This is a genomic window from Prochlorococcus sp. G5PB11 (assembly GCF_059772425.1).
In genome coordinates, this window is record NZ_CM186287.1 from 1,555,467 (window position 1) to 1,568,998 (window position 13,532).

15 protein-coding genes are annotated in these 13,532 nt (G+C 35.9%); 7 read left to right on the top strand and 8 right to left on the bottom strand.

Going from position 1 to position 13,532, the window contains the following annotated elements; translation table 11 throughout:
- Nucleotide 1 precedes the first annotated feature (1 nt).
- Entirely contained in the window at nt 2-454 is a 453-nt protein-coding gene (locus tag AC6EI0_RS09035; RefSeq protein WP_498522221.1) for an acyl-CoA thioesterase, read from the top strand.
- Here the strand turns inward: AC6EI0_RS09035 and AC6EI0_RS09040 are convergent.
- Genes AC6EI0_RS09040 through menA form a run of 3 tightly spaced genes read right to left on the bottom strand, consistent with a single transcriptional unit; the run spans nt 451 to nt 3,598 of the window.
- Nucleotides 451-1,686: an AMP-binding protein gene (locus tag AC6EI0_RS09040; RefSeq protein ID WP_498522222.1), complete on the bottom strand. Its 1,236-nt coding sequence runs from the start codon at nt 1,684-1,686 to the stop codon at nt 451-453. The two genes, AC6EI0_RS09035 and AC6EI0_RS09040, sit on opposite strands and share 4 nt — an antisense overlap.
- Nucleotides 1,683-2,654: an o-succinylbenzoate synthase gene (gene menC, locus AC6EI0_RS09045; protein WP_498522223.1), complete on the bottom strand. Its 972-nt coding sequence runs from the start codon at nt 2,652-2,654 to the stop codon at nt 1,683-1,685. Before menC ends, AC6EI0_RS09040 begins: the two co-directional genes overlap by 4 nt.
- A gap of 20 nt (nt 2,655-2,674) precedes the next feature.
- Nucleotides 2,675-3,598, bottom strand: coding sequence for a 2-carboxy-1,4-naphthoquinone phytyltransferase (gene menA, locus AC6EI0_RS09050; protein WP_498522224.1), 924 nt, complete (start codon nt 3,596-3,598; stop codon nt 2,675-2,677).
- A gap of 99 nt (nt 3,599-3,697) precedes the next feature.
- On the opposite strand from menA, the gene AC6EI0_RS09055 reads away from it, so the two are divergent.
- Nucleotides 3,698-5,098 carry an isochorismate synthase gene (locus AC6EI0_RS09055; RefSeq protein ID WP_498522225.1) on the top strand — a complete coding sequence of 467 codons (1,401 nt, stop codon included), beginning with the start codon at nt 3,698-3,700 and terminating at the stop codon, nt 5,096-5,098.
- Here the strand turns inward: AC6EI0_RS09055 and gshB are convergent.
- On the bottom strand, nt 5,076-6,005 hold the full coding sequence (gshB, locus tag AC6EI0_RS09060) for a glutathione synthase (protein WP_498522226.1): 930 nt from the start codon (nt 6,003-6,005) through the stop codon (nt 5,076-5,078). The two genes, AC6EI0_RS09055 and gshB, sit on opposite strands and share 23 nt — an antisense overlap.
- Nucleotides 6,006-6,008: 3 nt before the next feature.
- Nucleotides 6,009-6,272 carry a glutaredoxin 3 gene (gene grxC, locus AC6EI0_RS09065; protein ID WP_498523529.1) on the bottom strand — a complete coding sequence of 88 codons (264 nt, stop codon included), beginning with the start codon at nt 6,270-6,272 and terminating at the stop codon, nt 6,009-6,011.
- Nucleotides 6,273-6,357: 85 nt separating this feature from the next.
- On the opposite strand from grxC, the gene prfB reads away from it, so the two are divergent.
- The 5 genes from prfB (at nt 6,358) to AC6EI0_RS09090 (ending at nt 9,365) form a co-directional block, all read left to right on the top strand.
- Nucleotides 6,358-7,468 (top strand): peptide chain release factor 2 gene (prfB, locus tag AC6EI0_RS09070; protein WP_498523530.1). Its coding sequence is split into 2 segments (ribosomal slippage): nt 6,358-6,432 and nt 6,434-7,468, totalling 1,110 coding nucleotides; the frame shifts between segments, so codons are not numbered across the junction.
- 11 nt (nt 7,469-7,479) lie between these two features.
- Nucleotides 7,480-7,671, top strand: coding sequence for a DUF3285 domain-containing protein (locus tag AC6EI0_RS09075; RefSeq protein WP_498522227.1), 192 nt, complete (start codon nt 7,480-7,482; stop codon nt 7,669-7,671).
- Nucleotides 7,672-7,687: 16 nt separating this feature from the next.
- Complete coding sequence (ybeY, locus tag AC6EI0_RS09080; RefSeq protein WP_498522228.1) at nt 7,688-8,224, top strand: rRNA maturation RNase YbeY; 537 nt, start codon at nt 7,688-7,690, stop codon at nt 8,222-8,224.
- A 72-nt stretch (nt 8,225-8,296) separates the two neighbouring features.
- Nucleotides 8,297-8,755, top strand: coding sequence for a diacylglycerol kinase family protein (locus tag AC6EI0_RS09085; protein ID WP_498522229.1), 459 nt, complete (start codon nt 8,297-8,299; stop codon nt 8,753-8,755).
- A 13-nt stretch (nt 8,756-8,768) separates the two neighbouring features.
- Nucleotides 8,769-9,365, top strand: a complete 597-nt coding sequence (locus AC6EI0_RS09090; protein WP_498522230.1) for an anthranilate synthase component II — start codon at nt 8,769-8,771, stop codon at nt 9,363-9,365.
- A gap of 34 nt (nt 9,366-9,399) precedes the next feature.
- Here AC6EI0_RS09090 and AC6EI0_RS09095 read toward each other — a convergent pair whose 3' ends face one another.
- From AC6EI0_RS09095 to nadC, 3 genes are all read right to left on the bottom strand, one after another.
- Nucleotides 9,400-10,515, bottom strand: a complete 1,116-nt coding sequence (locus AC6EI0_RS09095) for a pyridoxal phosphate-dependent aminotransferase (protein ID WP_498522231.1) — start codon at nt 10,513-10,515, stop codon at nt 9,400-9,402.
- Nucleotides 10,515-12,338 carry an arginine--tRNA ligase gene (gene argS, locus AC6EI0_RS09100; RefSeq protein WP_498522232.1) on the bottom strand — a complete coding sequence of 608 codons (1,824 nt, stop codon included), beginning with the start codon at nt 12,336-12,338 and terminating at the stop codon, nt 10,515-10,517. Before argS ends, AC6EI0_RS09095 begins: the two co-directional genes overlap by 1 nt.
- 75 nt (nt 12,339-12,413) lie before the next feature.
- A complete protein-coding gene (gene nadC, locus AC6EI0_RS09105) occupies nt 12,414-13,277 on the bottom strand; it encodes a carboxylating nicotinate-nucleotide diphosphorylase (protein WP_498522233.1) in 864 nt (287 codons plus the stop codon).
- Between the last annotated feature and the right edge of the window lie 255 nt (nt 13,278-13,532).

Sequence of the window (13,532 nt, forward strand, 5' to 3'; positions counted from 1 at the left end):
TTTGAAGAAGCGTGATAGGAGAGATTGGTTGTTTTTGCAACGAACCGTTCGTTTTGGTGAGACAGATGCAGCAGGTGTAGTCCATTTTCTTCAATTATTCAAATGGTGCCATGAAGCTTGGGAAGAAAGTTTGGAAAGATATGGAATAGCTTTAAAAGACATTTTCCCTACAACCCAAATTAATCCAAGCAAGCAAAATCTCTCTCTACCTGTCGTACATTGTGAAGCAAATTATTCCAAACCACTTTATGTTGGAGATTCTATTAATATCGAATTAAATCCAGAAAAAGTAAATGATTCATCATTTATAATTCGATTTAAATTTAGAAAGAATGGTGAGCAGATAGGTACTACAAATATAAGACATGTATCGATAAATCCGATTACCAGAGAAAAATGTTCATTATCTAAGCAAATAGATTTATGGCTTAATGAATCTTGTTTCGGTTTTTAGTTAATTGGTGTATTTAAGGCTACCCAATCTTGCCATTTGTTTAGGTCCCATTTTTTATTTATATTTCTTGAAAGCTTTGGGCAATCGTACCAGTTCAGTGGCTTTTTTGATGGTTGCCAGTCGTTAATTAGACGAGTTAGAAGAGATATGATTTTAGATTTATTAATTTTTTTTTCTTTAAATCGAGCTAAGGCAACTAAACGTTGTCCCCATTTTTTATCACTCACGCCTAGTACAAAAATGTCTTTAATTGGGAGCTGATTTTTTGTGACTATTTTGACTAATTTCATTTCGATATCCTCTGGGAAAATTGTTTCACCACCCGAATTAATAGCTGAATCTCTTCTCCCAAGGATTTGAAGTGATTTTTTGTTATTGAGTGTGATAAATTGCCCTAAATCGCCTGCTTCCCACCATCCTTTTGAGTCTGTAATTGATTCGAATTTGTCATTCTTCCATTTTGAAGTTGCAATTCTACTAGTTTTAATCTTCAATAAATTCCTTTTGTTGATTTCTATCTCAACATCTTCGAGTGGAAAACCAACACTATTACTTCCTTTTAAAAAATCTTTTGGACTAAGGCAAGTCACCATTGCGACTGTCTCAGTAGCCCCGTAACAAGGAGCTAAATTAATAGATTTGCTTCTCGCTTTGTCAGCAAGATCGATGGGAATCGAAGCTCCTCCAACCCAAATGATGGCAAAAGATTGAAGCCATTTTAAACCATCAGGATTGTCAATTAGAGATAATAATTGAGTTGGGACTAGGGATGTAATTAATGGACGTCTATATTTATTAGTTAATTCTTCACTAAACCGTTTAAGTTGAAGTGGTTTATGCATCATAGAATGTGAAATCCAATGATACTCTGATTGCCAAGTGTGATGCCTCCACCAAGGCATGAAGCCACTTATATGGTGTAAAGGTAGTGAATTCAGAATTATGCACTCTTTTGGCAGTAGTCCATGATCCTTCAACCACTTTCCGGTTGCTAAAGCCGAATTAGTTAGATTTTTAATTGATTGGAAACAAAGATTTGGTCCGCCAATACTTCCCCCGCTTGAAATGATAATGCCTTCTCCTTCAGGTAAAGTTGCAGATGTGGAAATTTTCGTTTGATCTTTTGGAGGTGCCAGGTATACCCAGTTATGCTCTTCAAAATTCTTCAAAATTTCTTTTGAACATTTGAGGGTTTTTTCGGGATCACACTTTATAATTGAAAGTTTGGTCATGCGGCTTCCCAGACTGATTTTGGATTGTTGTTAAAGAGTGGTCCTTTCGGGCACCATCCTGGTGCAAGTCCAGGTGCGCATGGATTTTCTCCTTCGACTTGCTTGGCAGCGAGGTAATGAATCCACTTCCTCCCAATACCAGTTTCAAAAGCTGTGCTTATTACTGTTTGATTATCTTCTTTCCCTATTTCTTTTAAAAGCAATCGAGGATCACCATCTAAAGCAGGGCGTCGTATTTGCCAACTTTTCCATGTTTTTCGTAAATGTGGAAATTCAACCAAAGATTCGTCTAGTGCGATTGGTATTTGATCAGCCAATGAAAATAATCCTTCAATATCTTTTGATGGAAGTGGCTGCTCAATCCATTCCAAGCGATGTTCGTTTTTGAGTTCTGTACTCCATTCTTGTGCTTTTTGACGGCTCCATCCCCCATTTGGATCAATCCTAAGTTTGAAATTTTTTGGGAGAATAGTTAATATTTTTTGTAATATTCTTTCCTCATCAAAATTATTTTCTTTGTTAGATACTTTCCATTTTATTGTATGTGAACTTTTCGCTTTCTTCGATCTGTCTAAATAATTTTTTATTGAATCTAAAGGATCAATGTCTGTAGGTAAAAGATAACATGATTTTGTGATATCAAACTCTTTAAAACTTTGCTTTCTTGTAGTTAGAGTTTCTAAATCAGCTAAGGATGCTCCTAATCCGAAAGCAAGTGATCCTGGTAATTCACATAAATAATTTTCTATTGAATCTTTGGTAGTATTTTTCCCAATAAAAGCGAGTTTTTCGATACATGTTCTTAACTCACTTTCCTCGATAGGAGAAACTTCACCCCATCCGCAATTACCATCTGAGTCTTTTATTTGCAACAATAAACCCTTCTTGTGATGAATTATTCCTTGTGACGTAGTTAACTTTCTTGTTAGTTGAAATGAAAATGGCTTAATATTAATTATTAATTTCATGATTTAATAAAATCAAGAATTTATTTTAAAAATAAATACGACATAGCAAAACCTAAACTTAAGCATAAACCATTGATTGTCTGAAAGCGAAGAGCTAAAAATTTACTGTTTTTAATTAGCTCTGGCTTATTGTGATGTCTTTTAATTAATTTAATTAGATCTAATCCTGAAGGAAGGCTTATTAAACATATAAGAGTTGTTAGGGGCCATATCCCATTTAGTACTGGTAATAACTCTAAAAGAAATATTAAACCAACTAACCACGGTAAAAAATTTGCTGCTCGACTAGTTCCTAAAACAACTAAGGGTGATTTTTTACCAACAGCAGCATCTTGATTGATTTGATGAAAATGCGAACAGAAAAGAACCAAAGTTGTCGCCATCGCCGGACCTGCCCCAACTATTAGTGCAGTACCCCAGGGGATGGTTTCAAAATTGGATTTAGGAGAAATAACTATTAGTGCTGCAGCTGTCGCTAGCGGGCCAAATGCGATCCAGCAGAGGGGTTCCCCTAACCCCTTATACCCCAGTCTAAAAGGAGGTCCTTGATACAAATATCCAAGTAAACAGCAAATTAAGACCAAAAAAAGTACTGTTATTTCACTTTTTAAAGCGAGGATCAATATTATAAATAAACCCAATAAAAGGGAAAAATATGCAACTCGACTTACAGTGGTTTTATTACCAGTTAAAGCTACTACCGAGTGGAATTTGTATTTGTCAACACCAGTTTCATCGTCAAAAAGATCATTGGTAAGGTTTTCCCAAAGCAAAATCAAGATTGAGGCTATTAGGAAGCCGATGAATTGTCCTAGACGAATATTGCCGCTATTTCCTAGCTTCCATCCTGCAGACAAAATTACTGGCATTATTGCGACTGAATACAGTGGCCACTTAATTGCAGCTTGCCAAAGATGTTTCCTTTCAGTTGTAGAAGACTTCACTGATAAAATAACCTGCTCTGTTTGTTTCTTGGTTCTTTCCTTAAGACTAGGCAGCAGTTCATATATTGGTTTATTTATGTTTAAAGGGTCTAATTGGTTATGAATTTTGAACCTGTCTTTAGTGAGCTTTTAGTTAGTTCTCTTCAGAAATGGAGTTCAAGAAAAGTTGATGAATGTATCTTGAGCATTTCTGCTCCCGTAAGTCAAGCAGATCCTTTAACAACATTACCTTTAATTGCTGAGAAACATCAGTTTAGATTCCTTTGGGATCTCTCTCCAGGGTTGTGCATCTCTGCTGGAGGACATTGTCAATCATTGGATTTATCTGGGCCAAAGAGGTTTGAAAATGCACAAAGGTTTAGTGATGAGATTTTTACTCGATTGATAGATACTTGTCCAAGCCCAGTTTTCTCAGCATCAAGGATTCTATTTTCATTTTCTTTCTTTGATCAAATTAAGAGTAATGAAAAGTCAATAGATGATAAATTTTCTTTGCAGGCTGTTTTGCCTAAGTGGCAATTAACTGCAAGAGACGGATCGACATGGTTACGTTTAAATTCAGTTGCTCAGAATCCGACAGATGTTCGTGAAGCGACAGAAAGATTATGGGCAATTCGAGAAAAGATCAATAGATCACCAGTCATAATTGACCATGAGTTAAAAGAAAATCTTTTAGTCGAAGATCTTTCTAATGATTGGAAATCTCAATATCGAGATGCATTAAGCAAGGGTATTGAATTAATAAATGTAGGTGATTTGGATAAACTTGTATTGGCTACAAGACAACTTCTTTTCCTGAAAAAACCATTGGATCCACTGAAGTTACTTGCTCGGCTAAGATTTCAGCAATCTAATAGTTGTCGATTCCTTTGGCAAAAAAACAATGATGAGTCATTTTTTGGCGCATCACCAGAGAGACTTATAAGTGTCAATAAAAATCAGTTGCTAATTGATGCTTTGGCGGGTACTGCAAAGAAAGGTGACGATGGGAAGAAATTGCTTGCTTCCTCTAAAGATTTAAGAGAACACCATTTTGTAGTTAAATCTATTATCGAACAACTTTTAAGAAAAGGGATTAAAGCAAGTCATCCATCTCAACCAAAATTAATTACTCAAGGACATCTAATCCATTTGCATACTTTGATTGAAGCTTTTGTTAAAGAGAAATCTCCTCTTGAGTTGGTTGAAGCGCTTCATCCAACACCTGCAGTTGCAGGATTGCCTCTGACTAAATCTTTGAGTTGGTTGACAGCTATAGAATCATTTGATCGTCAAACATATGCTTCTCCAATAGGATGGATAGATCAAAATCAAAATTCAGAATTTAGGGTAGCTATTCGTTATGGACATGTGAGAGGCAATGAACTTAAATTATTTGCTGGGGCTGGCTTAGTGAAAGGCTCTACTGTTGAGGAGGAAATGCAAGAGGTAGCTTTGAAATTCGAAGTTTTAAGAAATCAATTAAACTTAGATAAGGTTAATTGTTCAAATGAACTTTAAGGGAATCGATCACTTGATCTCCTAAGGGAACATTCATTAGGTTTTCTACTTCTCTAATACCAGTTGGACTCGTTACATTTATCTCACTTAACATTCCCCCAATAACATCTATTCCAACAAAAAAGAGCCCTTCTTCCTGTAATGCAGGTTTTATTTGATCACATATCTCTATTTCTTTAAGAGTTAATTTAGTTATCTCAGCTTGTCCACCTAAAGCGAGGTTGCTTCTGAAGTCTCCTTTTTTTGGGCGTCTATTAATTGCACCTAATGGTTCTCCATTAACCAAAAGGATTCTTTTATCGCCATTTATTACTTCTGGTAGAAATTGTTGCATCATCACTGGCAAATGTTCTTGCGAAGTAACCAGTTCTAGTAATGCTTCTAAGCCTGGCGCATCCTTTGCAATTCTTATGACTCCTTGCCCACCTTTCCCTCCAAGTGGCTTTAAAACAACTTCTCCATACTCTTTTGCAAATGTGATTAATTGTTCCAACCTACTTGCGACAAGAGTGGGAGCCATTAATTCACTAAATCTTAATGCTCCTAACTTTTCATTCCAAGCTCTAAGTGAGGCAGGCTTGTTAATTACATTGACACCATCTCTTTCTGCAACCTCTAATAAATGAGTTGCGTATAAAAAAGCCTCGTCAACAGGTGGATCTTTGCGCATCCAAATGCAGGAGAAATCTCTTAAAGGAAGGCTTTGAGATGACTGGACATTGATCCATGGTTCACAATTAACTTTATTAGAAACGACCCATGCATCATCTCCCCGGGCTTGAAGGTCAGAGGGAGTACAGATCCAAACATCTATGTTGGCTCTAGACGCAGCTTGCATAAGTGCTGCTGATGAATCCTTTTTGGGATTAATATTTTCAATTGGATCTAGAACAAATAGTTGCTTCATGAATCAATTATTAGTTTCAATAATTTCATTTAATTTATTAGTTCTCTCAAGTTCGTAGAGTTCGTCGCAACCTCCAATACTTTTTCCATTAATAAAAATTTGAGGAACAGTTCTGAGTCCTCCTGCTCTTTCTGACATTTTTATTCTTGCTTCATTGTCTCCATCAATAGAATATTCAGTGAATTGGATTCCTTTTTCATTGAGTAGCGCTTTTGCACGCAGGCAAAAGGGGCAAAATCTCCAAGTGTATATTTCTACTGAAGAGATGCCTGAATCGTGAATTGATCTGTTCATTTATAGTTTTTGGGTGGATATGCTGATAGCTTTTAATGTATTGATTCTATTACCTCGTTTGCAAGACCTGACTGATTTTAAAAGAGACCTTTCTTTGCTGACTGCTCGCCTGGGTACAGCCCAGGATTGTCTTTGACGAGCCTGCATTGTTAGCAAGGAAAAAGGATTTAGAACAAATTGCATCACAACCTGAGTTTTGGAATGATTCCCAAAACGCCCAAAAACAGATGCGTCAACTTGATGAGGTTAAAGCAGAGTTGGAAAAATTAAACATATGGAGGAGCGCCATTGAGGACGCCAATCTCTCGCTAGAGCTTTATGAGTTAGATCCTGATGAAGAAATTCTCTCGGAAGCTCACAACGGGCTTAGGAAATTAAAACTAGAACTTGAACGTTGGGAAATGGAGCGCCTTTTAAGCGGTACTTATGATAAGGAAGGTGCTGTTCTTTCAATTAATGCTGGAGCGGGTGGAACTGATGCTCAAGACTGGGCTCAAATGCTTTTAAGGATGTATACCCGTTGGGCTGAAAATAATGGGATGAAAGTAATTATTAATGAACTTTCGGAGGGAGAAGAAGCGGGAATAAAAAGTGTCACTATCGAAATAGAAGGTTTGTACGCATATGGCTTTTTACAAAATGAAAAAGGAACACATCGTTTAGTCAGAATCTCCCCTTTTAATGCAAATGGAAAGCGACAAACCAGTTTTGCCGGAGTTGAAGTTATGCCTAAAATTGATGAGGAGGTTGAACTTGAGATTCCTGAAAAAGATTTAGAAATTACTACAAGTCGCTCAGGTGGAGCAGGCGGACAAAATGTAAATAAAGTTGAGACTGCGGTTCGTATTCTTCATGTGCCTACAGGTATTGCAGTTAGATGTACACAAGAAAGATCTCAACTTCAAAATAAAGACAAAGCTATGGCATTATTAAAATCAAAATTGATGGTGATAGCAGTAGAACAACGAGCTGCAGAGATTGCTGATATTCGCGGGGATATTGTTGAAGCTGCTTGGGGAAATCAAATTAGAAATTATGTTTTTCACCCTTACCAGATGGTAAAAGATTTACGTACTGAACAAGAGACAACAGATATAGGTTCAGTTATGAATGGGGAAATAGATATTTTTATTCAGTCTCTTTTAAGGCAAAATATTGAAGAATCATAAATTTATTGGATATGAATAATAAAAATATTTCTGACGACGATGTCAAGAAAAATACACCACCTCCAAGTTTTGTGAAACTTGCGATGAAAAATATGGTTCGTAAAGGTAGTCAAAGTCTTTATCATTTTGGCTTAACTGCTTTTGGTTTTCTCGGATTTATTCTTTTGGTTGCAGTTCTTGGGAAACCTCACATACCGCAATAACTTTATGGAGAATTATTTGTCTAGTTCAAAAAAATTGGATGTAGAACTTTCTTTTACCCCTTTCCCGGTTCAAGATTTAGGTACCTCTGTAAACAATGAGACTTTAGAGCTGTTGAAAAATCCAAGTAAGTGGACTGAAGATGTAAGTAGATGGATTAGATTTATACAAGTCAATGAAGAACTTAAGTGTCCTGAAATAGTTCGAAATGCGTCTCAATTTAGCTTGGGATTGGAATTAACGAATGATGAACAAATTCTTGATCTAAATTATACTTGGCTAGGTAAATCAAAAAGTACAGATGTGCTTTCATTTCCCATAATTGATGAGACATCTTTTTGTATGAGTAATGAATATGTCGAATTGGGTGACATAGTTATCTCTGTTCCGACAGCAATCAGACAAGCCAAAGAAAATAGTGCTGATTTATTTAGAGAACTTCGATGGCTTTCCACTCATGGCCTTTTACACCTTTTGGGTTGGGATCATAGTGACGAAGAGAGCCTTAATAAAATGCTTTTCATTCAAGAGCAACTTATAGATTTAAATTGTTAATGAAAAACAAATCTACTGTAGCTAGAGTAACTAGCTATTATTCTTTAAAAGCAAGAATGACGAGTGATAAGGATGCCTCCTAAGATACCTAGTGAATCTGAGAGAGAAGTTTGGGGCAGGTTTAAAACTCTTCAAAAACCTAATAAAAGATCTTCATGGAAGATTGCTAAAGATCTTCCAACCAGCTTTTTATATGCAGCTAAAGGCATAGGATATGCTTTTTCGACTCAGAGGAATTTTCGAATTCATGTTGGTTTTGCAATTGGTGCGTTTGTTTTAGGTCTCTTACTAGGTCTTAATAAAAGTGATTTGGCAATAATGGCCCTTACAGCCTCTAGTGTGTTAGTAGTTGAATTGCTGAATACAGCGATTGAATCAGTTGTTGACTTGGCTATTGGAAAACAATTTCATCCACTCGCCCAAATCGCTAAAGATTGTTCGGCTGGAGCAGTTTTAATAGCTTCATTCAGTTCAGTACTGGTTGCTATTTTATTATTATTGCCTCCAGTACTTAAACAGTTTGGAGTTTAATGGTTTTAAAATTATGTTTTTAGTAATCGACAATTATGACAGCTTCACTTATAACCTTGTTCAATATTTGGGCGAATTAGCTTCTCAGCATTCAATCGCATCAGAAGTAAGAGTCGAACGTAATGATGCTCTTACAATAAGTGAAATTAAAAATTTAAATCCTGATGCAATTTTGTTATCTCCTGGTCCAGGAGACCCTAATCAATCTGGCATTTGTCTAGATATTTTATCTGATTTATCAATTGAAATACCAACCCTTGGCGTCTGTCTTGGTCATCAAGCTATTACGCAAGCTTTCGGTGGGAAAATAATTAGAGCTAAGGAATTAATGCATGGTAAAACATCTAATATTTTGCATAAAGGTACTGGAATATTTAAAGATTTGCCTAATCCCCTAGTAGCAACTAGATACCACAGCTTGATTGCAGAGAGACAGAGCCTCCCAGAGTGCTTAGAAGTTATAGCCTGGCTAGAAGATGAAACGATTATGGGAATAGCTCATAAGGATTACCCTCACATATACGGGGTACAGTTCCATCCTGAGAGTGTATTGACAGAAGCTGGGCATAAGTTACTTTCTAATTTCTTGGATGTAGCAGAAACTATCTAGATTATCTAATTATCTATAGACGTTATAAATAAATTTATACCTCATCGACAACCTTAAAAGCTGACCAGAATCTTTTCATCTGCTCAATTGTTCCAATGCTAACTCTGATAGAGCCTTCTAAATTTTTTTTCTTATCCATATTTCTAATTAGTATTCCAGATGACTTTAGTTGTTGTTCAACGTGTTTTGGGTTTGATTTTGGCCAAAGTAGAAAATAGTTCCCTCCATCAAGATGATGCTTTACTTGATACTTTTCAAATGTATTTTTTATCCAATTACGAGCCTCCAGTACTTTCTTTACATAAGAATCAATATAGGGTTGATCTTTAAGTGCTGCAAAAGCTGCGATCACAGCAAAGCTATTGACGTCATAAGGACCAGTGACTCTATTAACTATGTTAATTACTTTAGAGTTACCAATAGCAAATCCAATTCTTAAACTTGCTAAACCAGCAGTTTTAGAAAGCGATCTTAGTACAACAAGATTAGGTGTTTTTTGAAAATTTACAAATGGCAGAACACTATCACCTGTAAACGCCTCGTAAAGTTCATCGACAACAACTAGTGTTTTAGATGAAAGCTTTGTGATCTCTATGATTTTTTCTGGACTTAGTCTTGTTCCGGTGGGATTGTTTGGATTGCATATGAGTAAAATCTTAGGATTATTTTGTGTAATGAATTCGCAAATGCGATCAAATGGGTATTGAAAATCATGACCCTGATAAGGTATTGAGATAATTTTCATTCCTCGCATTTGTGCGCATGGAGCATAATATCCAAAAGTAGGCGATGTTGTTAACATTAGATCATTTAAGTCGCCATAGGCATGAAAAATAGCATTTATTGCTGCATCTACTCCATTAAAAATACCAATTTCAGATGAGTTTATATTCACCCTTGCATTTTGCTTGATAAGAGTTTCCACCACCTTTTCTTGAAGGCCTGAGTATTCAGGATAAATAGATATTTCATCTCTACTTATTTCTCTGAGAGATTTAATTACTAGTGGACTTGGTCCAATAGTGTTTTCATTGAAGTCTAGTCTTAGTAAATTTCGTCGACCTTCCAGTGGCGCTGAATAAGGCTTTAAATCCTCTACATTTTTCCTGGGATTTGGTAGATCTATGAATGAATCTTCTGTTTTTTTCATTACATTCTTTCCAGCGTGGGTATCCCCAACAAACTCATACCCAGTTTAAGTGTATCTGCAGTGATAGAACATAAAGCAAGTCTGCTCGTCCTTGAGGGTTCACTTGCTTTTAAAATAGGAACTTGATCATAGAACCTATTAAAGATTTGACTTAATTCGAATAAATATCCGCATAAGCGATTTGGAAGAAGCTCTTTTTCGACTTCAGCAATCACAGAATCAAGTTGTAATAGCTTGCGAACTAATGTCCATTCTTGTTGTTCTTTGAATTGAATATCCTGACTTAATACGTTTAAATCCCCACCTTTGCGAGATATACCAGCTATTCGAACTAATGCATAAAGTAAATAAGGAGCTGTATTCCCTTGCAAAGAGAGCATCTTATCAAAACTAAATTGATAATTAGAGACTCTATTTTGACTTAGATCCGCATATTTGATGGCTGCTATCCCAACAGTTGTCGAAACTTTATCTATAAAACTTTCATTCTCGTATCTACTTTCAGTATTGAGACGATCTATAAGATCGTCTTTTGCTCGTTGAATTGCTTCATCCAGAAGGTCTACTAATCTAACTGTCTCTCCGGAACGAGTCTTTAATTTTTTACCATCTTCTCCTTGCACAAGACCAAAGGGGACATGCTCAATTTGACAATCTTTAGGAATCCAATTTGCAAGTTTTGCAATTTGAAAAACTCCAAAAAAATGTGATGCTTGCCCAGCATCGGTTACATAAATCAAACGGAATGCTCCATCTCCATCTGGGGGATTAGTCAATCTGTATTTAATCGCTGCTAAATCAGTAGTTGCATAATTAAAACCTCCGTCACTTTTTTGAATAATTATTGGTTGGGGCTTGCCGTCTTTACCTACTATGCCATCAAGAAAAATACATTGAGCTCCTTGATCATTTATTAGCAAATTTTTATTTTTTAAATCATCAATTATATCTACTAAAAATTTGTTATAAAAGGATTCACCTCTTTCAGTCAGTTTGATATCAAGCCGATCGTAGATCTTTTGAAACTCTTTTCTTGATTGATTACATAGCAATTGCCATGCAATTAGACTTTCTTGATTACCTGCTTGTAAATTAACAACTTCACCTCTAGATTTATTCTGAAAGATTTGATCTTCATCAAATCTTTTTTTTGCTTGACGATAAAAATTTACAAGGTCACTTATTTCCACTACATCTTTTGTATGGAGTGCCTCTGGGCTTACCTCTTTTAAATGAGTGATGAGCATGCCAAATTGTGTACCCCAATCGCCCACATGATTGATTCGTAAGACTTCATAACCGCTGAATTCAAGAACCCGTGCGAGAGAGTCACCAATAATTGTTGATCGTAAATGACCAACATGCATTTCTTTAGCAATATTTGGACTGGAAAAATCAATAATAACTCGATTGTTATTTGTTCCTTCTTCTGCTTTTTCATTGCTGAATTCTTTTTGAGGCACTCCTAATCTTTGATCGTTTAGACGAAGATGGATCTCGGATATAAGTGTTTTTGTATTAATAGATAGATTTATAAAACCTGGACCTGCGATCTGTGGTGGGTTGCATAATTCCAAGAAACCATTATCTTTTTGAAGCTGATCAGTGATTTGTTGTGCGATATGACGAGGAGGCTTTTTTAGTTCTTTTGAAAGTGCTAAAGCACAATTTATTTGAAAATCTCCGAACTCTGGCTTCGATGCGGGGACCAAGCTAGAACTTGTGAGTATTGAGGAGGTTTTTGAGGTTCTTTCCTCTTTTGGGAATACCTTATTGAAAGCTCTATTAATTGCTTCTTCTAATTTGGCGGATATTGCAAGCATGATGTTTGTGGTTAGGTGGAACTGTTAAGATTTCCTGGCTTTTTCATATTGTCAGAAAATAGTTTATTCATTGTTTTAGTCAAAGCGCATACTGAAATCTATCCATTTACTTTTGGTGATTGGCGCGCTAGTTGATATTAGATCGATACCTGTAAAAACATAGTCTGATAAATTTTTTGGATTAATTCCAGAAACTTCAATGACAATATTTTGTGAGACGTGCTTGGAATAATTTTTCTTTGAAAGTTGACGTAATTCTGGAACTAATTTCTCAATAGTTTGAATAGACATTTCATCAAGTAAGACTCCATCAGCACCAGCTTCTACCGCTTCTTTTGCTTGGGCGGGAGTTTCTGCTTCCACTATTATTTTTTTTGTCCATGGAATAGTCTTTTTTAAGATTGTGATGCTCTCACTAATCCCTTGAGACCATTCAATATGATTTTCTTTCAACATTGCAGCATCATCTAATCCAAGTCTATGGTTTATTCCGCCACCACAATGAAAAGCATATTTTTCGAAGATTCTCAGCCCTGGAGTAGTTTTCCGGGTGTCTGCCAATCTCACATTAGATCCTGAGAGTTTACTTACCAGTAAAGCTGTCGATGTAGCAATACCTGAAAGATGCATGGCTACATTTAGAGTTATTCGCTCTCCTGCTACTAATGATGAAGAAGACCCTTTTAACTCTAACAGCCTTTGATCCTTATTAAATTGTTGCCCATCTTTGATGAGTAGTTGAATATCAACTTGGGGATCAATTTTTTTAAATATTAGTTTGACAAGATCTCCACCACAAAAAGTTCCTTCTTCTTTCGCTACCCAATGAGCTGATGCACTTCTGTTTTTGAGGACAAATCTTGTGAGATCTCCATCACCGAGATCTTCCTCAATCCAGGTATCTAATATTTTATTTAGCTTTGGTGAGCGAAGATCCACAATACAACAAATACATTTATTACTATACCAATGCTAAAACCATTTATAGAAATATCTTTTCCTATTTTTTAATTTCATCTATTTATTTTTATCTATATTACTTCCAAGCTAAAGAAGTTTTGTAATAATTTTCTTGGAGATATGTTAGATATGCTTTAATTAATTTAGTTTAGAATATTTTTAGAAAGTGGACGTTGTTCATAGCGTGAACATTATGGTGGCTATATTGATTGGAGGGGTTTGCTATTACTTATA